This window comes from Variovorax sp. MSC1_012 (genome assembly GCF_023667525.1).
Lineage (GTDB): Bacteria > Pseudomonadota > Gammaproteobacteria > Burkholderiales > Burkholderiaceae_C > Variovorax > Variovorax beijingensis_B.
Window position 1 is genome coordinate 76,435 of record NZ_JAMOZJ020000002.1, and the last position, 26,671, is coordinate 103,105.

Genomic DNA, 26,671 nt, shown 5'->3' on the forward strand with positions numbered 1-26,671 from the left:
AGATGGGGTTCAAGTCTCTTACTCCGCTGGCTTGTGGTTGGAAAAGACACCGGACTGCTCGAGCGCGCGCTCGACGCAGGCCGTGAAGAGCTTCCGGTCGATAACGTCGCGATCAGGAAGCGCGATGCCAATGGCCGCGCTGACCTTTTCACGCCCCGCAGCCTGCGCACCCTTGCTGGCAACTTCCGCCGCGAACTCGTCCAAGAGGATCGGGGGCCCGTCCGCTGCCCCCAGAACCACGCGTGCACGCTTGCGCGAGACATCGAAATAGACCGCTGCGCTGGCTTCGGCAAATTCCCCAGGCTTGCGGCAGACCTTGTGATACCCCCAGCGCGTGCTCGGCGTCTCGGATGGCACATGGATCGCCACGATCAACTCGTCAGCCTCGAGCACGGTCGTATAGGCGCCGAGCATGAGGCCGTCCGCCTCGATCGTGCGTTCGCCGCGCGGCGACCTGAGCACGATGCGGGCACCAAGTGCAGCGAGCGTCACCACCCAGTCCGCAGCCGGATCTGCATGCGCCAGGCTGCCTCCGACGGTGCCGCGGCTTCGGATGGCCCGGTAGGCGATGCCACCCGCGACCTGGCGCATGGGATGCGCAGCCAGCGGCGGGTACACACCATCCTCGATCTCGGCATGCGTGACGGCAGCGCCGATCTCGACCCACTCGCCCTTGCGACTGACGGCGCGCAGCACCGCGATATGGGCGATGTCGACCACTTGCGCGGGTCGCGCCAGTCTCAAGTTGAGCATGGGACCGAAGGACTGGCTTCCGCTCATCGCCTTGGCCGTGCCGCCGCCCTTGGCCAGCACCTGGATCGCCTCATCCACGTCGAAGACCCGCGTGTATGCAAATTTCGCAGCCTTCATTTGACGAGCTCCTGTTGCGGCTTCGCGCTTTCGAGGGCCTTGAGCAAGCGGCGTGGCGTCAGGGGCGTCATCAGCACCTCGGCAGCGCCCGTGCCCCGCAACGCGTCGTTCACGGCGTTGAAGATCACCGCGGGCGGCGCGATCGCGCCCCCCTCCCCCACGCCCTTGGCACCGAACTCGGTGTGCGGCGAAGGGGTCTCGAAGTGCTCGATGCGGATGCGCGGCACTTCCGTGGCGCCAGGCAGGATGTAGTCGGCCAGCGTGGAAGCCAGGGGCTGGCCTTGGTCATCGTATGGGCTTTCTTCGTACATCGCGGTGCCGATGCCCTGCGCGATGCCCCCGATGGTCTGCCCCTCCACGATCATCGGATTGACCATGGTGCCGCAATCCTCGACGACGACGTAGTCGAGGATCTCGACCTCGCCTGTCTGCGTGTCGACGGCGACAACGACCGCATGGGTGGCATAGGTGAAGGTACCCGTGTCGACCCTGGGCTTGTATGCACGCGAAACCTCCAGTCCACCGAGATGCACGTTCTCGGGCAGGTCCTGTGGCGTGAGGTACCACGCGCCGCCCACTTGGGACAGCGGAATCGACTTTTCCCCGGCGACCGCGAACCCCTCGACCAACGCGACGGTCTGCGGGTCCACCCCCATGAGATAGCCGGCGATCGACTGGATGCGAGGCAACAGTTCCTTGCACGCCGTCGAGATGGCGCCTCCGGACATGACGGTGGCCCGAGACGCGTAGGTCCCCGAGGAGAAGGGCGTGAGCGCGGTGTCGCCATGCACCACCCGGATCCGGGCAACAGGAATGCCCAGCACATCATTGGCGATCTGCGCGAAGCTGGTCTCCATGCCCTGGCCATGCGAGTGCACGCCGACGCGCACTTCCAGTCCGCCATCCGCGGTCATCCTGACCACCGCCTGATCGAAACCAGGCACCACCGGCAATCCCCAGTTGGCGAACACGGTCGTGCCGTGCGCGGACTGCTCCGTGTAGGTTGCCGTTCCGAAACCGATCCGACGTCCGTCCGGCTCTCCCCGGGCTTGCCGGTCACGCACAGCAGCCAGTCCGATCATCTCCACGGCGCGGCGCAGGCTTGCGGGGAAGTCACCGCTGTCGAAGTGCTTGTTGGCCACGTTGACGTAGGGCATGGCAGCGGCCGGGACCAGGTTGTCCATGCGGACCTCCCATGGCTCTCGGCCCACTTCACGCGCCACGGCGTCCATGAGGAGCTCGATCGCGAAGCACACGCCGGTGCGCGCCACGCCGCGGTAGGCCATGAAGCCCGGCTTGTTGGTCGCGACACACAGGGTCTCGCAACGATAGCCGCGGAAGGTGTAGGGCCCCGGCAGGTTGCCGATTGCCTGACCAGGCTCCAGACCGACGAAGAAGGGATAGTAGGAATAGGCACCGCCGTCGATGGTGATGACAGCGTCCAACGCGAGGAGCTTTCCCGTGCGGTCCGCGTAGGCAGTGAGCTGGTAGTGATGCTGCCGCGTGTTGGCGCCGACGATCAGATGCTCACGCCGATCCTCAAGATAGCGAAATGGGGTCCGGTACGTCTTGGCCAGCCAGGCGATGCACAGATCTTCGGGGTACAGCTGCCCCTTGTAGCCGAAGGCGCCTCCCACGTCCGGAGATACCACGCGCACCGCCTCCTCGTTCATCGAGAGGTGCTGGGCGATACCGACGCGCAGCAGGTGCGGGACTTGCGTCGCACTGACGACCACGAGTTGATCGGCCTGGAAATCCCAGTAGGCCAGCACCGATTTGCCCTCCAGCGGCACGATGCACTGACGCGACAGCTCGACGGTGCGACTGACCTTCACTTCCGCCTTCGCGGCAAGTTCATCGAAGTCGCGATTGGCCCGCAGCGTGAGAAACACATTGTCTTTCCACCCAGGGTGGAGGAAGTCTCCTTTCGCCGCAAGAGAGGACTCCGCGCCGTGGTAGACGGGCAGCTCGTCATAGGAGACCTGCACCTCCTCGAGCAGGTCTTCCGCCACTGCACGCGTGGGCGCAACAGCCATGGCGACCGCCTCTCCCACGTGCCGTACCTTGCCCGAAGCCAGTGGCGGCAAGGCCGAGTACTGGTATGTGGGTAGCGAAGAAGGGGAACCGATGTCCGCCGCATCCGGCATCATCTCGCGCAAGAACACCTTCCCCGCAATCGCTTCCGGAATCTCGACACCCGTGATGGTGGCGTGCGCCAGAGGGCTGCGCAGGAACGCGACCTCCTGCAGACCCGGCAATACGAAGTCGCCCACGAAGTTGCCCTTGCCCACCATGTGGCGCGCATCCTCCTTGCGAGGCACACGGGCTCCGATGCCCTCGCGTTTGAGCACTCTCGCCGGAATGTCTGCTTGGTTCATGCGTTTCCTTTTGCTTGACTAATTTTCCCCGTGCACCGCACAGGATGTGCGACACGGCGGCACTGTCCCAGCGATCCCAGTGGCTGCTCACTCATGCGCACCGATGGTCCCGCGAAGCTGGCGCGTGACAGCACTTCGTGCGCCGCGTTCGCCGCCGCATCGCTGACTCATCGAAAGCCCCCGAGCGAAGCCATGACCTCGACCAGGCGCGCCCGATGTGCGCGCGAATTCGAGATGTTCAGCTGCCGAATCCCACCATTCGCATCGCAGTTGTCAGCGCGTCGCCCACGGCCTCATTCCTGTTTTATGACAGTACACATGCAGAAGTATAGACGTGCTGTCCGCGCGTGTGAAGGCAGCGTTTCTTGATGAAAACCCTGACGCCATGAACTCACTCATTTGGTGCCATACCTAATGAACATGCACATTCTTCGCTCTTTTTCCGATGCGTTTCCATCCACTCTGGTGCAGTGCCAACAAGTACAAACCCGCACTTGAAAAGACCAACTTATCCTACTAATATGACAGTTCACTGAGTATTTATTTCGGATCTTTCAACGACTGGATGGAGCCATGGATTGGATCAAGGTCGCCTCGGCGCAAGAGCTGAGCAACGATGAAGCGAAGACGGTCGATGTCGCTGGTTACGGTGTCGCGCTGTACCGCATCGACGACGAGTTTTTCGCCACCGACAGCATGTGCACCCATGCCACCGCTTTGCTGTCGGAGGGTTACGTGGAAGACGGTTGTGTCGAATGCCCCCTGCATCAGGGCCGCTTCGACATTCGTACGGGCAAAGCGATGTGTGCGCCGGTCACCGTGGACCTGCGCACCCATGCCGTGAAGCGGGAGGGCGATCACATCTACGTGTGGTCGCCTGCCGGCAAATGACCTCGCGCGGCATCGTCATCGTTGGTGCGGGCCAGTCGGCGGCTGTCGCGGCACACGCCCTGCGCGAGCAGGGCTACAGCGGGCGCATCACGATGGTGGGTCGGGAGCGCCACAGACCGTACGAGCGCCCGCCTTTGTCCAAGGCCGTCCTGATGGCTGCCGACGCCCCCCGGCTCGACGTCCTCACGGATGAATCCTGGGCGCGCAGCAAGATCGACCTGCTCAGCGGCAGCGATGCCGTTGCACTGGACCTTGTGCAGCAGCACGTCCGCCTTGCGGACGGGCAGGTGCTCGGGTACGAGCTCTGCCTGCTCGCCACCGGCGGCGAGGCGGTCACGCTCGCGTCCGTTCCGGCCGGCCGCCCGGGTGTGCACTACATCCGGACCCTGAATGACGCGCGCAGGCTGCGCGCAGCCCTTCAAGGAAAGCCGCAAGTCGCAATTCTTGGCGGGGGGTTCCTCGGCCTCGAAATCGCCCACTCGGCACTGTCCGCAGGCGCGTCGGTGACGGTGCTCGAACGCGCCACAGCCCTGCTCGATCGCTTTGTGCCGCGGGAGGCGTCGGCATGGCTGGAATCGCGAATGCGCGCAGCGGGCGCAACGCTCCTGCTCGGCGCGTCCTGCAGCGGCATCCATTCACTGCCGGCCGGTCGGTCGCGCCTGAGCACCAGCACCGGCGAGCTGGAAGTGGATGAGGTGGTCGTCGCCATCGGCCTGTTGCCCAACGACGCGCTGGCGCGCGATGCGGGGCTGCAGATCGCGGCAGGCGGCGGCATTCTGGTCGACACGTCCTGCCGCACCAGCGACGCACACGTGTTTGCATGTGGCGATTGCACCAGCCAGCGCCGCCCAGGCCAGGCGGCGCCAACGCGCCTCGAATCCTGGCAGAACGCGAACGAGCAGGGGCGCACGGCCGCTGCCGCCATGCTGGGCCTGCCTCTTCCTGCACCCGCGGTGCCGTGGTTCTGGACCGACCAGGGGAAACACAACATCCAGATGCTGGGCCTGCCGGCCAGCGATCTCGAATATGTGCGCCGCGGCGACCCGGCCGACGACAAGGTGCTGTGGATCGGCCATCGGGGTTCTGTCCCCTTGCACGGCGTCGCCATCAATGCAGGCGCCGATCTGCGAGCCGTTCGCCCTCTCTTCGAACGCGGGCGCCCCGTGCAGCTGGAGGACTTTCAACGGGACGCCATCCCTCTACGCGCATGGGCCAAGCAGATGCAGGCCCACGTCGCCATCACCGCTTAAACCACCTCTCTCAAAGCTAAGGAGCTTTCATGTATCAATCGCAGGCGGTCATCGGCATCACGAATGCCCGAAAGAACCCGCCCTTGGAACAGTGCGTCTGGCCAGCGGACGCCATGAACAACATTCCGGACTGGGTCTACACCAGCCAGGCGATCTATGACCAGGAGATCGAGCGCATCTTTCGCGGCGACACCTGGAACTTTGTCGCCCTGGAAGCGGAGATTCCCAACCCGGGCGACTACAAGCGCGGCTATGTAGGCGCCACGGCCGTCGTGATCGTTCGCGCGGAGGACCACACGATCTCCGTCTTCGAGAACCGCTGTGCCCATCGCGGCGCGGAGTTCTGTCGCGCCAGCCAGGGCAATACGAAGGAGTTCGTCTGCCCCTACCACCAGTGGTCGTACGACCTCAAGGGCAACCTGCAGGGCGTTCCGTTCAAGCGCGGCATCAACAAGGTCGGTGGCATGCCGGCGGACTTCAAGAACGCCGACCACGGCACCCGCCAGTTGCGCGTGGCCACGCGCAACGGCGTGGTGTTCGCCACCTACTCCGACAAGACCCCGCCCCTGGAAGAGTACATGACCCAGGAGATCGTCGAAGAGTTCGACGTCCCCTTCTCGGGCAAGAAACTCAAGATCCTGGGCTACTGCCGCAACGAGCTTCCGTGCAACTGGAAGATGTACCACGAGAACCTCAAGGACCCGTACCACGCGACGCTGCTGCATTCGTTTCTCGTGGTGTTTGGCCTGCTGGTTCCCGGCATCAAGTCGATCGTGTTCGCGGACAAGGCGCATGGCCGCCATGGCTTCATGGCGTCGGCCAAGCCGGACGAGATCTATGCCACTGTCGCGGACGACGACAAGGCGCAGATGCGTTCCTTCAGCGACAACCTCCGGTTGCGCGACGAACGGTTCCTGGACTACGTACGGGAGTTCAAGTCGCCCTGGTCCGCCAACATGATGACCATGTGGCCGAACCTCATCGTTCAGCGCCAGATGAACACGATGGGTGTGCGCCAGATCATCCCGAACGGTCCGAACAGCATGGTGATGCAGTGGACGATGTTCGGGTACGAGGACGACACGCCGGAGATGACACGGCACCGCCTGCGTCAGGGCAATCTGATGGGCCCGGCCGGCTTCCTGGGTCTCGAGGACAACGAGGCCTTGAAGTTCGTGCAGGAAGGCCTGCGCAACTCTTCCACGGACAACAACGTCGTGAAGCTCGATGCCGGCCACCAGGGCACGGCACGCAATCTCATCTCCGAGTCCTGTATCCGCTCCCTCTACCAGTACTACCGGGACGTGATGGACATCCGTGTCGCGGAGAAAGCAGCATGAAGGATCGGCTCGCCTACGCCAAGACCACCATCTCGCCCCGACGCGCGGCCGAGCTGCGAGCCGAGATCGAGTCGTTTCACGTCGAGTACTGCGCGGCCCTGGATGCGAACGACGTCGAACGCTGGCCGGACTTCTTCAGCCAGGAAGCGACGTACCGCGTGACATCGCGCCAGAACGCGCTTTTGAACATGCCCGTGGGACTCATCTACTGCGAGGGTCTGGACATGATCATCGACCGCGCCCTCGCCGTCGCGCACTCGCAGATGTTCGCGCCGCGACACATGCTGCATGTGCTGGGGATTGCACGCGTACTGCAAGAGACGGGAAACACGATCAGTTCCCAGACGCCCTTCATCCTGATGCAGACCCTGGTGGAGGGCCCATCGACGGTGCATCTGGCAGGGGTCTATCACGACCGCTTCGTGCGCGAAGGCGAACGTCTGCTTCTTGCCAGCCGTGAAGTGATCCACGACACGGAAATTCTCGACACCGCCTTGGCGTACCCCGTCTGAGGCCACCTAGGAAGACCATGAATCCAACCCCCAAGATCGCGCTGGAGGAGCACTTCTGCGCCCCCGGCTTCGACGCGTACTCAGCCCCATACACGCGAGCGCTGCCCGCCGAATTCGTCGCCAAGCTCGACGCCAGGCTGACCGATTTCGACGATCAGCGCCTTGCGGAGATGGACGCAGGGAACATCGAGTACGTCGTGCTGTCGCAAACGATGCCTGGCGTACAGGCTGAGGCAGATCGCGACACCGCCATCCGCCGAGCGCGCGAGAACAACGAGTTCCTTGTCGAGCGCGTGTCGCGCCATCCGCGACGCTTCGGCGCCTTTGCCCACGTGGCCATGCAGGATCCGACCGCCGCAGCTGAGGAGCTGGAACGCACCGTCGTCGAACACGGCTTCAAAGGCGCCATGATCAACGGCCATACCCTGGGTCGCTACTACGAAGGTGGCGCGTTCGATGTGTTCTGGGAGCGCGCGCAGGCGCTCGGCGTGCCCATCTATCTGCATCCCAACGCGTTCAGCCAGGCACCGGCTCTGCTCGAAGGCATGCCGGTGCTCCAGGGCGCTGCATGGGGATGGGGCGTGGAGACGGCGGGCCATGCGTTGCGCCTGCTGTTCGGCGGGGTGTTCGACCGATTCCCGCGCCTGACCCTGGTGCTGGGCCACATGGGGGAGGCCCTGCCGTACCAGCGCTGGCGCATCGACAGCCGTTTCGCCGCGTATCCATCGGGCATCAAGTTGGCGCGCAAACCCAGCGAGTACATCGGCAGCAACATCCTGATCACCACGTCCGGCGTGTGCTCTGCACCGGCCCTGCTGGGCGCCATTGGCGAGCTCGGGGCACAGGCCGTGCTTTTTTCGGTGGACTACCCCTACGAGTCCACCGCCGAGGCCTGCACCTTCATCGAAGACGCACCTCTCGACGACAAGACACGGGCACAGGTGTGCCATGGCAATGCGCGCCGGCTCTTCAAGCTAGGCAGCCCGGAAGACCTGGCGCTGCTGCAGTTCTGACACTTCACTCCAAAGGACGAAAAAATGGCAGTCAGCGATTATCAGATGATCAAGGCCTGGGACGAGGTCCTGAAGCTCAGCAAAGTGGAGCGCGGACAGACGGTCTCCATTCTGTGCGGCCCCCACACGCACCCGCAGACGCTCCAGACAGCAACGATCGCCGCGCAGGCCGCGGGCGCGATCGTGACCAGGATCGAGTTGCAACCCATCAACGCGGAGAAGGCCACCAGCCGCGACCTGATGAACTACCTGGGCGCGACGCCCCTGACCAACAACCCGGCCGCGCTGGCGGCGATGAAGAACAGTGACCTCGTCCTGGACTTGATGCTGCTGCTGTTCTCGCCCGAACAGATGGAGATCCTGGAGTCGGGAACGAAGATCCTCCTGGCCGTAGAGCCGCCGGAGGTCCTGGTGCGGGCAGTGCCCACCGAAGCCGATCGCAAGCGCGTGCTGGACGCGTCGAAGCTGCTCAAGAAGGCCAAGAGGATGCACGTGACGTCGCCGGCCGGCACGGACGTGACGTTCCAGCTCGGCGAATTTCCGGTCATCACCGAGTACGGTTTCTGCGAGGAACCCGGGCGCTGGGACCACTGGCCGAGCGGCTTCCTCTTTACTTTCGCCAACGAAGGCGGCAGCGACGGCACCATCGTGATCGATCGCGGCGACATCCTGCTGCCGCAGAAGAACTACGTCTCGGACAAGATCACGATGAATCTGAGCGGCGGCTTCGTGCGCAGCATCGAAGGTGACGTCGATGCCGCCCTGCTGCGCGAATTCATGGAAGCCTACAAGGACCCCGAGGCCTACGCCATCGCGCACATCGGCTGGGGGATGCAGCCGCGGTGCTACTGGCACACACTGTCGCTGATGGACCGCGAAGCGACGACCGGCCAGGATGCGCGCTCGTTCGAAGGCAATTTCCTGTTCTCTCTGGGCCCGAACAACGAGGCCGGCGGCTCTCGCACCACGCCTTGTCACCTCGACATTCCGCTGCGCAATTGCACGGTGGCGCTGGATGACATCGTCGTGGTTCGCGACGGCAAGGTGATCGACGAGGCTTTCCAATGAGCTTCGATCAAGACATCTACCAGAAGCAAGGGTTCGGCAATGCCGTGGCGCCCATGGCGCCCTACGGCCTGTTGATCATCGACTTCATCAATGGCTTCGCCGATCCGCTCACGTTCGGCGGCGGCAACATCGGCCCCGCCATCGAATGCACGCGCGGGCTTCTCGCCCAAGCGCGCCAGCGCCAATGGCCGGTCGTGCACACGCGGGTCGTGTACCAGGACGATGGCGCCGACGCCAACATCTTCGCGCTCAAGGTTCCTCCCATCCTTGCCCTGCGCGAGGATGCGCCCGAAAGCCAGATCGTGCCGCAACTGCAGCCGGTGGCCGGAGAGTTGGTGCTGCGCAAGACCAGTCCCTCGGCCTTCTTCGGGACTTCGCTGGCCGCCTGGTTGTCCCTGCGCGGCATACGGACCCTCCTGATTGCCGGCTGCACGACCAGCGGTTGTGTCCGCGCCAGCGTGGTCGACGCGATGTGCCACGGGTTCCGCCCCCTCGTCGTGACCGACTGCGTGGGCGACCGGTCGCCACAGGCACACGACGCCAACCTGTTCGACATGAATCAGAAGTACGCGACCTTGATGGCCCGTGATGTCGCGCTCGAAGCGACCACCAGGGCAGAAAACAACGCCTCGGTCTGACACCCGTTCGAAGGTCCGTCACCTCGTTCGAACCCCTGGTGCTCACGGCGCCAGACCCGCCCCACTATTTGGAGAAAAGAATGACCATCAAATTCGTTGCCGCCTTGGCGGTCTCACTCGCGACGATTGCCTTTCAGGCCCGCGCCGACGTCATCAAAGTTGGCGTCATCGCTCCGATGTCCGGACCGTTTTCAGCCGTGGGGCAAACCTGGGAGGGTGCGACCAAGGCATACCAGAAGCTCAATGGCACGACCGTGGGCAAACACACGATCGAAGTCATCTATCGCGACCTTCCGGAGATCAACCCCGCGCAAGCCAAGGCACTGGCACAGGAACTGATTGTCAAGGAAGGTGCCCAGTACATCGCCGGCCTCTATTTCACTCCTGACACCTTGGCCGTGGCTGCGCTCGCGCAGGAGGCCAAGGTGCCGGTCGTGATCTTCAACGCGTCGACATCCTCGCTTCTCGACAAGTCGGACTTCCTGCTGCGCACTTCGTACACCTTGCCGCAGATGGCGGTGCCTGTGGCCAAGTACGCACTGGAGAAGAACGTCAGGAATGTTGTCACGCTGGTCAGCGACTTTGGTCCCGGCCTGGACGCCGAGAAGGCCTTCACCACGGCGTTCGTCAGCGGCGGTGGCAAGCTGCTCGAGGCCATCCGCGCGCCGCTGAAGACAACCGACTTTGGTCCTCTGATGCAGCGCGTGAAGGCGCTCAAGCCCGACGCCCTCTACGTCTTTGCCCCAGGCGGTCCCGCGACCTACGCGATGGTCAAGGCATACAACGAGGCTGGATTGAGGGCGGCCGGCGTGCGTTTTCTCGGCACTGCCGAGACCGATGAGGACCAGCTGAGAGCGATCGGCCCGGATCTTCTCGGCATCGAGACGGGCATGTTCTATTCGGCAACGCACAACTCTGCGCTGAACAATGCCGTCATCAAGGCCCTCGGCGAGGTTGCCCCCAAGGCCATTCCGACCGTTCAGCTTGCGAACGCGTATGACGGTCTGCATGTGGTCTATCACATGGTCAAGGCAACGGATGGAAAGCGGGACGGCGCCAAGGCGCTTGCCAGCGCCAAGGGTCACGCCTGGGAAAGTCCGCGAGGCCCGGTGAAGATCGACCCGGCGTCCCGCGAGTTCGTGCAGAACGTCTACATGCGCGTGGTCGAAAAGGACCCGTCTGGACGCTACGTCAACCGGGAATTCCGCACGTTCGAGATGCAGCCCGACTACGGCCGCACCCAGAACGCGTCCAAGTAACGCAGAGTCTGCAGCATGTCTCTCGCGCTTCTTAGCAGCATCCTGATCGACGGGATCGCGTACGCGATGATCCTGTTCATGATCACAGTGGGCCTGTCGATGACGATGGGCCTGATGCGGGTGGTGAATCTGGCCCATGGCGCCTTCGCGATGCTCGGCGGCTTCTTCGCAGCCACGATCCCGCAATGCCTGGGCGTGCCGATCTGGCTGGGCTTCTTTCTCGCCATCGTCCTGGTCGGGCTGGTTGCGCTGCTGTTCGAGCGCATCCTGCTTCGGCGCTTCTATCGACGCGACGATCTCGATCAGATGCTGGTGACGATCGGACTGATGTTCGTGGCAACCGCCGCGGTGAATCTGCTGTTCGGTTCGACGGTGACATCGGTGGCGCTGCCGGAGCTGTTCAACGGCACGGTCGATCTTGGCTTTCGGTCCATCCCTCGGCATCGCCTCATCGTTGTGGCCTGTGGGCTCGTTGTGGTCTGCGTTCTTTGGCTGGCGGTGGACAAATCGTCCTTTGGCATCCGGGTACGCGCTGCCGTCGACAACGCGCCCATCGCACGAGCCATCGGCATCGACACGACGAAGATCTATGCCGCCACTTTTGTGATGGGTGCAGCGCTCGCCGCACTGGGAGGCATAGCCGGCGCGGAATTGCTGCCCATGGAGCCGACCTACGCCTCCAAATACTTGGTGATCCTCCTGGCCGTCGTCGCCGTGGGAGGCAACGGAAATCTGTTCGGCTCATTCTTTGCAGCGTTGCTGCTCGGCATTGTGGAGACTTCGATGAAATACATGGTTCCGCAGCTCGCATCCGCTGCGTTTTTCCTGACGATGATCATCGTCCTGCTGGTTCGACCGCAAGGGTTGTTCGGGAGACACGCATGAGCGCGGTCAGTGCGCCCATGACGGTGCCCGCACCGTCTCGCGCCCGGCCGTGGATGCAGCTGCGCGGAGAGCTCGTGCTGATGCTGGTGGGACTGCTGGCCTTCGTGCTGTTCCCGCAGGACCTGGGTTTGCTCACCAACATGGCGACCATGTCCATCTTCGCGCTGTCGCTGAGCCTCGTGCTGGGACAGGCCGGCATCGCGACCCTGGGCCAGGCCGCGTTGTACGGCAGCGGTGCCTACGTCGCGGGCTGGACGGCGCTGTACCTGACGGCAGACCCGATTGTGGGCTTGCTGCTCGGCGGGCTGGGCGGCGGCGTGATCGCGCTGCTGAGCGGCGCCGTCATGCTGCGATCGACCAAGCTGACGCTGGTCATGCTGACCATCGCGGTCGCCCAGTTGCTGCTTGAACTGGCCAACTGGGCGAGGTGGCTCACGGGCGGCGACGATGGACTTGCCGGTTTCAGCATCGCTCCCCTGCTGGGCATCTGGGAATTCAACTTCCTGAGCCACACGGGCTACTTCTATGCCTTGGGCGCACTTGTGCTCGTGTACTTCCTGCTGAGGAACCTCGTGGAGTCGCCGTTCGGCCTGACGGCCAGGGCGATCCGGCAGGATCCCGGACGCGTTCAGGCGCTGGGGGGGCGCGTCTACTTGCACTTGCTGGCCGTCTACACCGTTGGCGGGATCGTGGCGGGGCTGGCTGGCGCATTGACAGCACAGACCAGCAAAGTCGCCAACCTCTTCATGCTGGATTTCACGACATCGGCCGGTGTCGTGGTCATGATCGTTCTGGGTGGAACGCGCCGCCTGTCGGGCGCCGTGCTCGGCACCGTCGCGTACATGACCATCCATCACATCGCATCGACCTTGAACCCCTATCACTGGTTGTTCTTCATCGGGTCGATGCTGATCGTCGTACTCATCGTCCTGCCTGAAGGCTTGATCGGGCTGGTGGACCGCGCTGTGATGTACACCAAGCGGTCTGGCCGCAGTGGGGTGGCACGATGACCCACCGACTCCAGACTCATAACCTAAGTCACTCCTTTGGCGGCCTGGCGGTCACGCAGAACGTCACGCTGTCCCTCCCCCAGGGAGCCCGCACGGCATTGATCGGTCCGAACGGCGCTGGCAAGACGACTTTGGTCAACCTGCTGAGCGGGGCGTTGCGCCCGCAGTCGGGTGACATTCAGCTGGACGGCCGCTCGATCGTCCAGCTGCCGCAGCACGCACGCGTGCGCAACGGCATCGTTCGCACGTTCCAGATCAGCCGCCTGTTCAAGGAACTCACCGTGGCGGACAACGTCAAGGTCGCCGTGTTGCAGCGGCACCGGGCCTCCATGCAGTGGTGGCCCTCACCGACGCGTTCCGCACGAGTGCAGGAAGATGTCGACGAGACACTCGGCATGCTGGGGCTGCACCCCTATGCGAACCGGGTGGTGGGGCAACTGGCGCTGGGCGAGCAGCGGCTCGCGGAGATCGCACTGGCACTCGCGATGAAGCCCGAGGTGCTGCTGCTCGATGAACCGGGCGCAGGCGTGCCGCAGGGAGAGGGCGGCCGCATCATGGAAGCCATTGGGAGCTTGCCCAAGGATCTGTCCGTCCTGCTGATCGAGCACGACATGGACCTGGTGTTCCGGTTCGCGTCGCGCATCATCGTCCTGGTCGCCGGTGCGGTGATGGTCGAGGGGACGCCGCAGGAAGTCGCTGCCAACGAGCAGGTCAAGCAAATCTATTTCGGACGAGACGGTCATGCCCAAGCCCACCATTGAACTTCGGTTCGACGACGTCACCGCAGGCTATGGCGGCCTGCCGGTCCTAGAGCATCTCAGCTTCAGCGTACGCGAAGGCGAGCGCCTCGGTCTGATCGGGCGCAACGGCGCCGGCAAGACCACGACGCTCGCGACAGCCATGGGCCTGGCCGACCTGATGAAGGGGCGCATTCACTTCGGCGGCGACGACATCAGCAGCGCGAGCACCTATGCACGCGCGCGCGCCGGCCTGGGCTACGTGCCGCAGAGCCGCGACATCTTTCCCTCGTTGACGGTGGAGGAGAACCTGCTGTCGGGCCTGCAGGGACGCTCGGCCAGCGTTGCCCTGCCACCTATCTATACGCTGTTTCCGCGGCTCAAGGAGCGCCGACGCAACGCAGGCACGCAGCTGTCGGGCGGCGAGCAGCAAATGCTGTCCGTGGCACGAGCACTCGTCGGGCAGCCGCGCATCCTGTTGCTCGACGAACCGCTCGAAGGCTTGGCGCCGATGGTGCGCGAGGAGTTGATGGACGCCATTGTCCGGATGAGTGATCAGCTCGGCGTAGGCTGCGTCATCGTGGAGCAGCACGTGGATGTCGTTCTCGAATTTTCCAACAACGTGATCGTGCTGGAACGCGGCCTGGCCGCCTACTCCGGGTCTGCGGCGGTGCTGAGCGGCGAAGAGGCATTGCTGAACCGCACCATCGGCATCCAGAAGTGCTGAAGACGAACGCATCGTTTGTTCGACGTGACCTCGGCGCTGTGAGTTTCTTCTTGGCGAGGGTGACGACCGCTGTTCCTCTGTTCACTTTCATTTCGTCGTAAGGATCGGCACATGACGCCCTCTCCTCATTCACCTTCAGAACTGCGGCAGCATTGGCGCTACGTCCTGGGCTGCTTCCTCGGCTTGGCCGGCGGCGTCTCATCCCTGTACTTCTACAGTTCAGGTCTGTTTCTGAAGCCCCTCGCTGCCGAGTTCGGCTGGACCAGAGGCACCGCGTCCCTGGGATCGCTGATCAGCAGCGTGCTGCTCGGATGCGCGGCGCCGTTCATCGGGCAGGTGATCGACCGGTACGGCGCGCGACGCGTCACCCTGCTCTCCCTGGTGGGCCTATCGATCTCGCTCCTGCTTCTGGGCGTTTGGACACAGGGCCTGGCCAGTTTTCTGGCGCTGGTCGCTGTCCTGGCACTGCTCGGTGGCGCGACCTCGCCCTTGTCCTTCACAAGGATCCTCGTGGGCAAGTTCTCTCGCCAACGCGGACTGGCCCTGGGCATCGCCATCACCGGAACCGGCGTCGGGGCCATCCTGATTCCGCTGATCGTCACGCCGGCCATCGCCCATTTCGGATGGCGAGCCACCTACCTGGGTCTTGCGGCCGTTGTCCTTGCCCTCTTGCCATTGATTGCCTACTTCCTGCGGGGCGCGGATGCGGCCCCTGCAGAGAAGGGCCACCGTGCCCCGGCCGGAAGTAACCTGAAGGCGCTGGCCGATCCGCACTTCTTACGCATTGCCACCGTCTTCCTGTTGTGCTCGGTCGGCATCTTCGGCACGATCGTGCACGTCGTTCCGATGCTCACCGACCTCGGGCTTTCCCCGAACCGCGCCGCCGGTTTCGCCAGCATCCTTGGCGTGGCGGTCATCGTCGGACGAATCGTCACCGGCTTTCTGCTGGACGTGTTCGATGCCGCGCGCTTGTCGGCTACGCTCTTCATGCTGTCTGCCGCCGGCATGCTGCTTCTGGCAACAGGCCAACCGGCGCTGGTGCTTCCCGGGTTGCTCATGACGGGCTTTGCGGTCGGCGCGGAGTTCGACCTCGCAGCCTATCTGGTGAGCCGAAGATTCCCGCTGAGCCTCTACAGCACCCTCTTCGGGGGCGTCTATGCCACGGTGGCCATTGGTGCCGGCATCGGGCCATTCCTCGCGGGACGGCTCTTTGACATTTCCGGCAGCTATATCTCATGGCTCTGTCTGGCAGCGGGACTGCTGCTTGCAGCCGCAATGATCTGCCTCACCGAGCGTCCGGCCGCCAAGCACGCGAGCGGCACGGTCGCAGCGGCGGGTTCGAGCGAGCGCTGAGTTCGCTGCGCCTTCACTTTGGTCACGATGCACAGTCTCCGTGCGCTCCTGGGCCCGCTGCGCGTGTTCGATGCGGTGTGCCGCGCCAAGGGGATCACGCGCGCCGCTCAGGTGCTTCATGTGACGCCCGGTGCAGTCAGCCAGCAAGTCAAGCAGTTGGAGGTCGGGCTCGGAGCGCAGCTGTTTCAGAAATCTGGCCGCGAGATCGAACTCACCGCGGTCGGCAAACGACTGGCCCACCGCGTCTCGGATGCTTTCGATCGCCTGAACGATGCGCTCAATGACGTGGTCGATATCCAGCTGGACAAGCGGCTGCGGCTGAAAGTGGCGCCCAGCCTCGCCATCCGATGGCTGGTACCTCGCCTGCACGGTTTCTACGCGCAACACCCCGACATCGACCTCGAGATTTCGACCATTGCAATGGCCGACGACATCAGGCTCGAGGGCGCTGACTGCGCGATCCGGCATGGCATGGGAGAGTGGACCGATGTCGAGTTGGACCACCTCTTCGACGACGAATTTCTTCCGGTCTGCGCACCCAGCCTGGCCAGGCATCTGAAGACACCTCAAGACCTGCTGCAAGCCAACCTGCTGCACTCGATGATGCGGCCGGAAGCTTGGTCGCTATGGTTCAGTTCGGCTGAACTTGTAGATTCCCCGCGCCTGCATGGAATCACGTTGGCGAATGCCGCGCTGTGCTACCAGGCGGCGGCTGATGGATTGGGGGTTGCCATCGCCCAGCGCGCCTACGTGGATGACGACATCCGCAGCGGGCGGCTCGTCATTGCCGTGGATCACGTCGCCAGAACGGAGTCCGGGTACTACTTGGTCTGCGATCCGCTGAAAGCCTCAGAGGCTCCAGTGAGGCTTTTCAGAAATTGGATCCGTTCTGTTCGTTAGCAACGGGTATCAGCCATCACCTATGAGCCCCGGTTACCACGTGCAGAGCTGGCTCGAAGAAGGCGTCAAAGGCTGATCGCCGCGATCCCCGCCAGCACGATCACCGCGCCGGCAATGCGGCGCGCGAGATGACCCTCGCCAAACAGTCTGCATGCAACGAGTGAGCCAATGACGATGGACGACTCGCGCAGGGGCGCGACGAGCGCCACCGGCGCCTTCAGCATGGCCGTGAGAACGAGAATGTAGGCGAGCGGGGAGAACACAGCCACGATGAGGATCGGCACGGCGTCGGCACGGAAGGCCGCTCGAATGCGATGGCGCCGGCGCAGCAAACTGGGGGTCAGGATCAGGCTCTGCAGCAGCAGCGTGGCCGCGTAGTAACTCACAGGCGCCAGGTGCAGCGCGATGACCGAGTAGCCATCCCAGACCGTGTAGGCGGCGATGGTTGCCCCCGTCGCGGCGCCCCAGAACAAGCCTTGAAGCGGGCGGCTCCCGGTCCTGAACGGATTGCCGGTGACGACGAGAATGCCCGCCACGACAAGCGACGCGCCGAACATCGCGGCCGCGGTGAGCTGTTCATCCAGGAGCAGAATCGCGAACAGCATCGCCAGCACCGGCCCAGTGCCGCGGGCAACCGGATAAACCACCCCCAGCTCGGCGCGTTCGTAGCCGGCCTGCAAGGTCAGAGAGTAAGCGGTGTGCAACACGGCCGAGACGACGGCGCCCGCCGCGAGCTGCCAGCTGAGCGCCTGCTGCCCATTCGCCATGAAGACGAGGCTGATCGGGACGCACAGCAGCGCCGAAGCGTAGGTGTAGGCGCAGACGAACAGCAAGGCATCACCGCGCTTGTACTTCGAGGCCAGATTCCATACCGCATGGGCCACGGCCGCGGCGAGGATCATCGCGACGGTGCCGGGCAGCATCAGGCGATATCGGGCAGGTCGATGCCCGCCCGTTCCGCGCGGCGGCTGCGCTGCGGGTCGCGCAGCGCGACAGCCGCGACCAGCGCGTCGATCACCACGAGCTGTGCCAGCCGACTCCCGGCCGCGGCCATCTGGGCCGTCAGTGGCGCACCGCCAACGACAAGCGCGATGTTCGCGAGGGTCGCCAGCGGTGTGCCGTACTGGTTGGTGATGGCGATGAGCGAGGCGCCGGCAGAAGCTGCCGCATCGGCGATGGCGAGCGTCGTCGAGGTGCGTCCGGTCGAACTGATGGCGATGACGACGTCACCAGGGCCCAGGAGCCGCGTCGCGATCATTGCCGACAGATGGTCCGCGATGCCGATGGTCGTCACGCCGACTGCGCGCAGTCGGAAAACCGCATCAGCGGCGACCGTCGCGGAGGGACCGGCTCCGAATGCGATCACCTGGCGCGCCTGCTCGATGGTGCTGACCGCCCGCTCGAGCGCCGACAGCTCCAGGGCTCCGCCGAGCGCGGTCAGTGCGTCAGTGCCTGCGCGGATCGAGGCCTCGAGCACCGCAGCGGTCGTCGCACCCGCGGTGAGCACGTCGGATGGCGCGAAGAACTCGGTAGTCCCGCGGGCACGCGCGATTTCGATCTTCAGTTCGGTGAAACCGCTGAACCCTATCGCACGTGCGGCGCGAATCACGCTCGGCGGCGAAACGCCGGCGCGGGCAGCGACCTGCGCAGTCGTGCTCGCGCCCACGAACAAGGGATCGGCGAGCAGGAGCTCGACGACCTTTGCCTCGCTGGCAGCCAGATCGCCGGTTCGGGCCTGGATGCTTCCGATCCATTGCAACAAGCGCGCGTTGCCTGAAACCGTGTTACCTTCTTTTCTCATAATAGGTAATAGATTACATCGCGCCCGTGACGATCGCAAGCATGGCGTATACGGAACGCTGAAGGAACGCTCGAAGGAGTCTGTGTTCATGAATACAACAAGGGCTGCATCCATCGCCGTTGTGGGTCCCGGTGCGATCGGCACCGCGGTCGCGGCGGCACTGCACGAAGCCGGTCGCACACCGTTGCTGTGCGGTCGCACACCTCGGGAGCGCCTGACGCTTCAGGATGGTGATCGCCTCATCACCGTGCCCGGTCCGGTGCGGGTAGACCCTGCACAAATCGGTGAGACGGTCGAGGTGGTCTTTCTGGCGGTCAAGGCGACGCAGATCGAGGCGGCGGCAGACTGGCTCACCGCGTTGAGTGGCCCGAAGACCGTCGTGTGCGTTTTGCAGAACGGCGTCGAACAGTTGGAGCGGATCGCCCTGCATGCCCGGGCCGCGCAGATCGTCCCCGCGGTCGTGTGGTTTCCTGTGCAAGCCCAGGCCGACGGCTCGGTGCGCTTGCGCGCAGACATGCGCCTGAGCCTGCCAGACACGTCGCACGCCCGCGTGGCGGCCGAGGCGCTGCGGGGCACACGCTGCCGCGTCGAGCTGGCCGCGAACTTCCACGCGCTGGCCTGGCGCAAACTGCTGCAGAACGCGGTGGCCGGGCTCATGGTGCTCACGCAACGTCGCTCGGGCATGTTCGGCCGGCCCGATATCGCCGCGCTCGCCCTTGCCTATCTGCGGGAATGCCTGGCCGTGGCCCGAGCCGAGGGTGCAGAACTCGACGACGGGGTGCCGCAGGAGATTCTCGACAGGTTCCAGGCATCTCCCACGGACATGGGCACCTCCATCCTCACGGATCGCGAAGCCGGGCGGCCGCTCGAATGGGATATCCGCAACGGTGTCGTTGCGCGCCGCGGCCGGGCTCGGGGCGTCCCGACGCCGATCAGCGATATCCTGGTGCCTCTGCTCGCGGCCGCGAGCGACGGCCCTGGCTGATCCTGCGGCCGATGAGCGCACTGTCGCGCCTCTTCCTCCTCGCCGCCGGCGCCGCAATCCTCAGTCGAGTTGCTGTCCAGCCAGTGTGCGATCACAAGCCGCCACGGCGCTAGTCAGCTTTGAATCCCGAAGCTTTGACCACTGGCTCCCAGAAGGCACGCATTTCGTCAAACCTGGCTCGGGCCTGAGCCGGCGAGCTTCCCGTCTCCACAAAGCCGAGCGTGCGGATCCTGCGCGCGAACTGCTCGGTTGCAACTGCTTTTCGGACCGCAGTGCTCCATTCGGAGACGACGACCGCGGGCGTTCCAGGAGGCAGGCATATGGCCAATACACCCACTGCGGTGAGCTCCTTTCGGCCGAGCTCGCCGAACGTTGGAACGGCAGGCAGTAGCGGGGAGCGTTGCGCAGAGGTGACTGCCAGCACACGAAGCTTGCCGGCGTTGTGGTGCTGTGCGAAGTCTCCGACCGTTGAACTACCCGCTGCGACATTGGCGCCGACGAGGTTCACGATCATCGGGGCTGCGCCCTGAAACGGCACGTCCTGTAGCGGTGTTCCGATGACTTTTGCGATCCGCAATCCCAAGAAATGGGTCGGGCCTCCCGATGCGGCATGGCCGAAGTTGGCATGCTCAGGATGAGCACGCACCCATTGGGCATATTCGGCAAAGGTCTTGACGGGCGAGGACGCTGGTACAGCCAGCGCCATCGGAAACTCGACCACCGTCGACGCCGGCAGGATATCCCGCTGCGCAGCGTAGTTGAGCTTGTTGAAGACGAATGGATAGATCGATTGCAGGAAGTCAGGACACAACATGGCCACGCTTCCGTCGGCAGGGGCGGCACGCAGCGCATCGATCGCAATCTTTCCGCCGGCTCCGGGCTTGTTCTCCACCACGACCGTGCGATTGAGCGGCTCATGCAGCTGATCCGCAAGCGTCCTTGTGACGACATCGAGTGTCCCGCCGGGCGAGAAGCCCACAAGAATCCTTGCGGGCGGTCGGCTGGCCGACTGCGCGATGGCCGACGACGTGCCGAAGGACACGGCAACGATGAGTGCGAGGCTGTAGAGCCAGGCGGTGCTCGGTTTGTTCAAGGGCTGCTCCAGGAAAAATCAGCGAGGTCACGTCGGTTGTTGCAGCGTCGGCACGAGGCCACTCGAGGGGTTCGAGCGCGCGTCGACCCACGACGCTGGAGCCCTCTGCGCGAGGCAAAGTCAGCGACCGCGGAAGACCGGGGCGCGCTTGTCAGCGAACGCACGGCGCCCCTCCAGTCGGTCCTCGCTGTCCCTCAGCACTCCAAAGGCCTGGCGCTCCAGTTCCAGTCCACCGGCAAGCGGCAGCTCCCGTCCGGTCATCGCCAGACGCTTCGCAGCGGTCATCGCCAATGGCGCATTGGCAGCCATCGCTCGCGCCAGGTTGATCGCCGTTTCCTGCAGCTCGGGAAGGGGAACCACCTTGCTGACCAATCCGATCCGCAACGCTTCGTTGGCATCGATGCGTTCGCCCGTCAGAAGCATCCACATCGCGTCCGACTGGCCCACCGCGCGGATGAGGCGTTGCGTGCCCCCGGCGCCTGGGATGCTGCCGACGCGCACCTCCGGCAAGCCGAACTGCGCGTTGTCGGAACAAATGCGGATGTCCGCAAGCAAAGCCAGTTCCAGTCCACCGCCCAGGGCATAGCCATTGATCGCGGCGATGACAGGCTTGTCGGTCTGCAGCGTGCCGAAATTGGAATGCCGGGTACCGGTGCGAAAGACCTGCCGGGCTGCGCTGTCGGCAGGCGGCATCGTTTTCTTGAGATCTGCACCTGTGCAGAACGCACGCTCGCCCGCGCCCGTCAGCACGAGGACGCGAATGCCCTCGTCGCTTGAGATCTCGTCCCAGATCGCGAGCAACTGCTCGTTGGATTCCGGGTCGATGGAATTCATGGCTTCGGGCCGATTCAGGGTGACGATGGCGACGCCATCCTGGACTGTCTTGACGATGGGCATGGGTTTGTCTCAGTTCGAAGGAGAGTCGGCGGCAATGACCGCCTCGATGTTTTCTGGCGGCATGCCCAGTTCGACAAGCACCTCTCGGGTGTGCTGTCCGAGTGTGGGAGCGGACCGTCGCGCCCGAGGCCGCTCGCCAACCGCACCGATGACGCTGCGTGGCATCGTCAACGCACCTGCAACCGGATGCTGCAAGGTCTCTGTGAGCGCCGCGTCGACGAAGGGCGCGGACTGCGCGACCTCGGCATAGTTGTTGATCGGCCCGCAGATGATGTCCACGGCCGCGAACTGCTCGAGCCAGAAGGCGCGGGGATGCGCAAGCATGCGTGCTTCGAGCAGGCGCAACAGCGCCTCGCGGTGCTGCAACCGACTCTTGTTGTCAGCGAAACGCGGGTCGGATGCGAGTTCAGGCGCGCCGATTGCGGCACACAAGGCCTGCCATCGCGCGGGGTGATAGGCCGCCACCATGATCCACCCGTCGGCGCAACGCAAGGCCTCGTTCGGCGTCGAATACGGCGCTGCGTTTCCCTGCGGGCCGGGCACATGGCCGTCTGCGAAATAGGACGCGAAGCTCACATGCTGCAGCGCGATGGCGCTGGCGAACATGCTTGCTTCCACGTGCTGGCCCAACCCCGTGCGTTGGCGCTGCGCGAGGGCAGCCAGGATCGAGATGGTCGCGAAGGACCCCGTGACAAGATCGACAACGGGCACCGGCACCTTGCATGGCTGTCCATCGGGCGCGCCGGTGACGCTCATGAGGCCGCTGACGGCTTGCAGCACGCCGTCCACCCCGGGCAGGTCCCTTGCGGCCCCGTGCTGACCGTACGCGGAGACGGAGCAATAGATCAGCCGCGGATTGGCCGCAGCCACCGTGGCGTAATCAAGCCCCAGGCGTTCCATCACGCCCGGGCGGAAGCTCTCCACCAACACGTCCGCCTGCGCGACCATCTGCAGCGCCGCTTGCCGGTGGGTCGGCTGCTTGAGATCGAGCACGATGCTGCGCTTGTTGCGATTGAGCGCAAGGAAGGGAACACCCTCGCCATGAACCCAGGGCGAGAGCGCTCGCGACAGATCGCCTGTGGGGGCTTCCACCTTCACGACATCGGCGCCCAGGTCGGCCATGCACAGTGTGCACGTGGGGCCCGCCATGACCTGGGTGAAGTCGATCACCTTCAATCCGCTCAATGCATTTGCGAGCATGCGACCTTCGATCTCGTTGGATGTTCTTCTTGGATCCGCATTGGTTCACTACACCGACGGACTGCCGAGACTGCGTCCGCCGCAGACGTAAAGCAGCTGCCCCGTGACGTAGCTGGAGCCTGGCTCCGCGAAGAATCGAACGGCACGACCGATGTCTTCCGGCTGGCCGATGCGCTCCATCGGTACGGTCTTGTGAAGACCCTGCCTGACCTCTTCGGTGAGCGTTTCAAACAGCGGCGTCTCGACGATGCCCGGCGCGATGGCATTCACGGTGATGCCCTTGCGCGCATATTCGAGCGCCAGCGAGCGGGTCAGGCTCACCACGGCGCCTTTGGAAGCGGAATAGGCCGCCTGGCCGCGATTGCCCAGCCAGGCACGAGAACCGATATTGATGATGCGTCCGAAGCGGTTTTCCGCCATCTGCGTTAAGACCGCCTTGGAGCAAATGAATTGCGAGTGGAGGTTGACCTCGATCACGCGGCTCCAGAACGCCAGATCCATCTTGGAAACAAGCTTGTCTCCACCAATGCCGGCGTTGTTGACCAGGATGTCGATGCGCGTATGGGATGCCAGCAGTTGGGCCACGGTCGACTCCACCTGCTCCATAGAGCTCACGTCAACCTTGAAGGTCTTCACGTCGACCCCCGCGCTCGCAAGGCTGCGCCCGGCCGTTTGCAGGGCTTCTTCGTCGAAGTCCCACAGCGCGATGCGGCAGCCGCCCTGCGCAAGCTCGCGGGCGATGCCAAGGCCGATGCCCTTCGCCCCCCCGGTCACGACGGCGACGAGGCCTTGCAGCGAGGCAGGCGCGGTTGGATTTGTCTGGTTCATGTCGACCCGATCAGAGCGAAAGAATATGGATGGCGCAGGCGGCGTGATCCACGCCCCAAATACCGCCGCCAGTCACCTGCGTGAGGCCGATTCGCGCCCCCTGCACTTGCCGAGCTCCCGCGCGGCCTTGCAACTGCTCGCAGACTTCCACGATCTGTGCGACACCCGTTGCGCCGGGCGGGTGTCCCTTCGCGAGAAGGCCGCCACTCGGATTGACAGGCACCCGCCCGCCCAGGGCGGTCGCACCGCTGTGCAGCAACGCAGCCGCGTCGCCGCGATCGCAAAGCCCCAGTGCTTCGTAGTAGAGCAATTCGGAGATGGTGAAGGCGTCGTGCACTTCCAGCAGACTGAGATCCTGGGGTCCCACACCGGCCTGCTCATAGGCCAGCCTGGCGGCACGCGCCGTGATCTCGGCCTCCGTCATATCGACCGGCGTGGTTTCGAACAAGCCGGACTGCACCACGGACGCCAGGACCTGAACCGGCTTTGCGACGCCTTGGGAGGGCTTGGTGCTGAGCACGACGGCTGCTGCACCGTCAACCACGGCGGGACAGCATTGCAGCAGCGTGAGCGGCTCAGCCACCGGGCGGGACGCAAGAATCTCCTCGAGGGTCGCCAGCTTTGCAAACTTGGCGATGGGATTGAGAACACCGTGCTTTCGGTTCTTCACGGAGATATCCGCAAGCGTCTCGAGCTTGAGCCCGTGGTCGTGCATGTATCGCCGAGCGCGCATGGCGTACAAGGCGGGCATGATCATGCCCCGCCTGTTGTTCCAGTCTTGTTGGCTCAGCTGCAATGGGCCGCCCCCGAGACCGCTCAGATGGTCCATTCCGAATACCAGGACGGTGTCGTACTGCCCGACCTTGAGCGCCTGCAATGCAAGATTCAATGCGGTCGCACCGCTGGAGCAGGCGTTGTCCACGTTGTAGACCGCGCCCCCGTCCGCATGCAGTTCACGCAGTGCCCGCTGCCCCGGCAACATAGCCCCGAGCGCGTTGCCGCAGTAGAACGCCTGTACCTCGGAAAGCCGCGTGCCGGCATCTTCCAGGGCATCAAGAATGGCCGACTGGACCATGGCCTCTTCGGTGAACTCCGGAAAGCGGCCGAAGTCGGTAATTCCCACGCCGGTGATCATTGGTTGCTTCATTTCATTGCTCCTGGAAGGCGTAGTCGGGTGTGCCGTCCGGCAACGCGAATGACACCACCCGCACGCGGCTTTCGATCGCAGGCGGGCTTCCATCGAACAAGAGCCGACCGAAGGCGCGAACCCCCGACTCGAAGTCGACCATCGCCAGGCCATAGGCAAGCTTGTCCTTGCCGGGATGGACCACAGTGAAGCTGTAGAGGGATCCGGTTGGCCCGATCTCGATTTCCTCGATCGGCTGGTCGTTGTGGACGAACTCGATCGGCGGAAACTGGAGAGGCTGCCCGCCTGCCTGTGTGGCCACAAGCACCATGCCGCCGGGGGTGTCACGGATGTGGGAATCCGTACGCTTGATGATCTTCAAAGGTGTCTCCTGTTCCGGTGGCGATGGCCACGGCAACAGGAAGTGTGCTGACCCGGGGCCGCCCGGTCATTGGATTTCTGCTGGTCACTCTTTAGCCTTCCTAAAGAGTGTCAACCGTGTAGTTCTGCTAAATCGAGAGCAACCAAACTGCAAGGACGGGCGCCATGTGCACGCGCATACTGAATGAATGAAAGAACAAATACGCGTTCCGGTCACCTTGATGCGAGGCGGCACAAGCAAGGCTGTTTTTCTCGCGCAGCGTGACGTGCCATCCGATCCGCAAGCGCTGCAGCGATTCCTGCTGGCGCTGTTCGGGAGCCCCGATGTGCGCCAGATCGACGGGCTTGGAGGCGCCGACATCCTCACAAGCAAATGCGCAATCATCGGACCCCCGTCACGGCCTGGCGCAGACATTGACTACACCTTTGTGCAGATCGGGATCGACCAGCCCAGCGTGAGCTTCGAGATCGTCTGCGGCAACATCTCGTCGGCCACCGGTGTCTACGCGCTGCAGGAGCGCTTGATTCCCGTGCAGGAGCCCGCCACCACGGTCCGCGTGCACAACACCAACACCGGCAAGATTCTGCGCATGGTGGTGCAATGTGCGCACGGCGAGCCCCGTGTGGAAGGCGACACCGAAGTGGATGGGGTGCCTGCCAAGGGCGCCGAGGTCGCATTGGATTACTCAGGCACCAGCGGCGCCACCACGGGCAGGTTGCTGCCCACCGGGCAGGCACGTGATTCGGTCTACGTCTCCAAACTCGGTCGCGAGATACCCGTGTCGATCGTCGATGTGGGCACGGCATGTGTGTTCATCCGAGCAGCGGATCTGGGCGTCACCGGCACGGAGCTTCCCGGTCAGCTCGACTCCGACATCTATGAGATGGCCGAGGAGGTCAGGCGCTGGGCCGCCGATCGTTGCAACCTGCCAGCGTCAGGAACCCTCACGCCTTACCAGATCCTCATCGGCGAAGCGCAGGACTACCGAACCATCGGCGGCGATCGAATCGTCAAGTCGTCGGAGATCGACTTCGTTGCGCGCATGGTTCTCAATGGCGGCGCGATGCACAAGGCTTTTCCAGGCGGGGGCTCGGTCTGCCTTTCCGTGGCAGCACAGATCGCAGGGACGACTCCGGCTGAGGCGCGAGGCAGTCATGCCGGCCCGACGCGCATCCGCATCGGCCATCCGAGTGGTGTGATCGGAATTTTTGCGAACGTGGATCGCACTGCCGACGACGAGTGGACGGTCCGAGAAGTGCACTTCACCCGAACCGCTCGGCGGCTGTTGGATGGCACTGCCTACGTGAGACGAGCCCTTCTCGAAGTGGACTGATCTCGCCGGACTGCCGATGCAGCAGTTCCGCAGACAGCGGTACACAGAGCTTGCGGTCACGAACCTTTGGGACCGCCCCGGTGGGCCAGCCCGGGGAGCACGGGCCGCCTGCGTTTTACCGGAGCTCCCGTGTCGTTCTCATCAAGGCCCGTACGTCATCGACGGTCAAAAATCAAACAGGAGATATTTCACATG

26 protein-coding genes are annotated in these 26,671 nt (G+C 64.1%); 16 read left to right on the forward strand and 10 right to left on the reverse strand.

The window, feature by feature from the left end; genetic code table 11:
* Positions 1-18 precede the first annotated feature (18 nt).
* Positions 19-870, reverse strand: coding sequence for an FAD binding domain-containing protein (locus tag L1081_RS25855; RefSeq protein WP_489417491.1), 852 nt, complete (start codon positions 868-870; stop codon positions 19-21).
* On the reverse strand, positions 867-3,248 hold the full coding sequence (locus tag L1081_RS25860; RefSeq protein WP_489417492.1) for a molybdopterin cofactor-binding domain-containing protein: 2,382 nt from the start codon (positions 3,246-3,248) through the stop codon (positions 867-869). The genes L1081_RS25855 and L1081_RS25860 overlap by 4 nt, the downstream gene beginning before the upstream one ends.
* Positions 3,249-3,821: 573 nt before the next feature.
* On the opposite strand from L1081_RS25860, the gene L1081_RS25865 reads away from it, so the two are divergent.
* The 14 genes from L1081_RS25865 to L1081_RS25930 all read left to right on the forward strand — a co-directional run bounded on the left by L1081_RS25865 (position 3,822) and on the right by L1081_RS25930 (position 16,831).
* Positions 3,822-4,139 carry a Rieske 2Fe-2S domain-containing protein gene (locus L1081_RS25865; protein ID WP_489417493.1) on the forward strand — a complete coding sequence of 106 codons (318 nt, stop codon included), beginning with the start codon at positions 3,822-3,824 and terminating at the stop codon, positions 4,137-4,139.
* Entirely contained in the window at positions 4,136-5,389 is a 1,254-nt protein-coding gene (locus L1081_RS25870; protein WP_489417494.1) for an FAD-dependent oxidoreductase, read from the forward strand. Before L1081_RS25865 ends, L1081_RS25870 begins: the two co-directional genes overlap by 4 nt.
* 29 nt (positions 5,390-5,418) lie before the next feature.
* A complete protein-coding gene (locus L1081_RS25875; RefSeq protein ID WP_489417495.1) occupies positions 5,419-6,729 on the forward strand; it encodes a Rieske 2Fe-2S domain-containing protein in 1,311 nt (436 codons plus the stop codon).
* Complete coding sequence (locus L1081_RS25880; protein ID WP_489417496.1) at positions 6,726-7,241, forward strand: nuclear transport factor 2 family protein; 516 nt, start codon at positions 6,726-6,728, stop codon at positions 7,239-7,241. The genes L1081_RS25875 and L1081_RS25880 overlap by 4 nt, the downstream gene beginning before the upstream one ends.
* Positions 7,242-7,258: 17 nt before the next feature.
* Complete coding sequence (locus L1081_RS25885; RefSeq protein ID WP_489417497.1) at positions 7,259-8,254, forward strand: amidohydrolase family protein; 996 nt, start codon at positions 7,259-7,261, stop codon at positions 8,252-8,254.
* Between the two features lie 24 nt (positions 8,255-8,278).
* A complete protein-coding gene (locus L1081_RS25890; protein WP_489417498.1) occupies positions 8,279-9,322 on the forward strand; it encodes a 2,5-dihydroxypyridine 5,6-dioxygenase NicX family protein in 1,044 nt (347 codons plus the stop codon).
* Positions 9,319-9,960 (forward strand): isochorismatase family protein, encoded by a 642-nt coding sequence (locus L1081_RS25895; RefSeq protein ID WP_489417499.1) that lies wholly within the window; start codon positions 9,319-9,321, stop codon positions 9,958-9,960. Before L1081_RS25890 ends, L1081_RS25895 begins: the two co-directional genes overlap by 4 nt.
* Positions 9,961-10,040: 80 nt before the next feature.
* Positions 10,041-11,219 (forward strand): ABC transporter substrate-binding protein, encoded by a 1,179-nt coding sequence (locus L1081_RS25900; RefSeq protein ID WP_489417500.1) that lies wholly within the window; start codon positions 10,041-10,043, stop codon positions 11,217-11,219.
* 15 nt (positions 11,220-11,234) lie between these two features.
* Positions 11,235-12,104 carry an ABC transporter permease subunit gene (locus L1081_RS25905; RefSeq protein WP_489417501.1) on the forward strand — a complete coding sequence of 290 codons (870 nt, stop codon included), beginning with the start codon at positions 11,235-11,237 and terminating at the stop codon, positions 12,102-12,104.
* Positions 12,101-13,114 carry an ABC transporter permease subunit gene (locus L1081_RS25910; RefSeq protein WP_489417502.1) on the forward strand — a complete coding sequence of 338 codons (1,014 nt, stop codon included), beginning with the start codon at positions 12,101-12,103 and terminating at the stop codon, positions 13,112-13,114. The genes L1081_RS25905 and L1081_RS25910 overlap by 4 nt, the downstream gene beginning before the upstream one ends.
* Entirely contained in the window at positions 13,111-13,875 is a 765-nt protein-coding gene (locus L1081_RS25915; RefSeq protein WP_489417503.1) for an ATP-binding cassette domain-containing protein, read from the forward strand. Before L1081_RS25910 ends, L1081_RS25915 begins: the two co-directional genes overlap by 4 nt.
* Positions 13,856-14,578: an ATP-binding cassette domain-containing protein gene (locus tag L1081_RS25920; RefSeq protein WP_489417504.1), complete on the forward strand. Its 723-nt coding sequence runs from the start codon at positions 13,856-13,858 to the stop codon at positions 14,576-14,578. Before L1081_RS25915 ends, L1081_RS25920 begins: the two co-directional genes overlap by 20 nt.
* Positions 14,579-14,689: 111 nt before the next feature.
* Positions 14,690-15,931, forward strand: a complete 1,242-nt coding sequence (locus tag L1081_RS25925) for an MFS transporter (protein ID WP_489417505.1) — start codon at positions 14,690-14,692, stop codon at positions 15,929-15,931.
* 27 nt (positions 15,932-15,958) lie between these two features.
* Positions 15,959-16,831 carry a LysR substrate-binding domain-containing protein gene (locus L1081_RS25930; RefSeq protein ID WP_489417506.1) on the forward strand — a complete coding sequence of 291 codons (873 nt, stop codon included), beginning with the start codon at positions 15,959-15,961 and terminating at the stop codon, positions 16,829-16,831.
* A 65-nt stretch (positions 16,832-16,896) separates the two neighbouring features.
* On the opposite strand, the gene L1081_RS25935 is transcribed toward L1081_RS25930, so the two are convergent.
* Positions 16,897-17,754: an EamA family transporter gene (locus tag L1081_RS25935; RefSeq protein WP_489417507.1), complete on the reverse strand. Its 858-nt coding sequence runs from the start codon at positions 17,752-17,754 to the stop codon at positions 16,897-16,899.
* On the reverse strand, positions 17,754-18,632 hold the full coding sequence (locus tag L1081_RS25940; RefSeq protein ID WP_489417508.1) for an SIS domain-containing protein: 879 nt from the start codon (positions 18,630-18,632) through the stop codon (positions 17,754-17,756). Before L1081_RS25940 ends, L1081_RS25935 begins: the two co-directional genes overlap by 1 nt.
* A gap of 88 nt (positions 18,633-18,720) precedes the next feature.
* On the opposite strand from L1081_RS25940, the gene L1081_RS25945 reads away from it, so the two are divergent.
* The gene (locus L1081_RS25945; RefSeq protein ID WP_489417509.1) at positions 18,721-19,617 is read left to right on the forward strand and encodes an oxidoreductase; all 897 of its coding nucleotides are present in this window, start codon (positions 18,721-18,723) and stop codon (positions 19,615-19,617) included.
* Between the two features lie 109 nt (positions 19,618-19,726).
* Here the strand turns inward: L1081_RS25945 and L1081_RS25950 are convergent, their stop codons facing one another.
* The 6 genes from L1081_RS25950 to L1081_RS25975 all read right to left on the reverse strand — a co-directional run bounded on the left by L1081_RS25950 (position 19,727) and on the right by L1081_RS25975 (position 25,143).
* The gene (locus tag L1081_RS25950; RefSeq protein ID WP_489417510.1) at positions 19,727-20,710 is read right to left on the reverse strand and encodes a tripartite tricarboxylate transporter substrate-binding protein; all 984 of its coding nucleotides are present in this window, start codon (positions 20,708-20,710) and stop codon (positions 19,727-19,729) included.
* Positions 20,711-20,830: 120 nt separating this feature from the next.
* Positions 20,831-21,607, reverse strand: coding sequence for an enoyl-CoA hydratase-related protein (locus tag L1081_RS25955; RefSeq protein ID WP_489417511.1), 777 nt, complete (start codon positions 21,605-21,607; stop codon positions 20,831-20,833).
* 9 nt (positions 21,608-21,616) lie between these two features.
* Positions 21,617-22,807, reverse strand: a complete 1,191-nt coding sequence (locus tag L1081_RS25960) for a CoA transferase (protein ID WP_489417512.1) — start codon at positions 22,805-22,807, stop codon at positions 21,617-21,619.
* A gap of 48 nt (positions 22,808-22,855) precedes the next feature.
* Complete coding sequence (locus tag L1081_RS25965) at positions 22,856-23,635, reverse strand: 3-oxoacyl-ACP reductase FabG (RefSeq protein ID WP_489417513.1); 780 nt, start codon at positions 23,633-23,635, stop codon at positions 22,856-22,858.
* Positions 23,636-23,645: 10 nt separating this feature from the next.
* Positions 23,646-24,782 (reverse strand): thiolase C-terminal domain-containing protein, encoded by a 1,137-nt coding sequence (locus L1081_RS25970; RefSeq protein ID WP_489417514.1) that lies wholly within the window; start codon positions 24,780-24,782, stop codon positions 23,646-23,648.
* 1 nt (position 24,783) lies between these two features.
* Entirely contained in the window at positions 24,784-25,143 is a 360-nt protein-coding gene (locus L1081_RS25975; RefSeq protein WP_489417515.1) for an OB-fold domain-containing protein, read from the reverse strand.
* Positions 25,144-25,330: 187 nt separating this feature from the next.
* On the opposite strand from L1081_RS25975, the gene L1081_RS25980 reads away from it, so the two are divergent.
* Positions 25,331-26,476 (forward strand): PrpF domain-containing protein, encoded by a 1,146-nt coding sequence (locus tag L1081_RS25980; RefSeq protein ID WP_489417516.1) that lies wholly within the window; start codon positions 25,331-25,333, stop codon positions 26,474-26,476.
* Positions 26,477-26,671 lie beyond the last annotated feature (195 nt).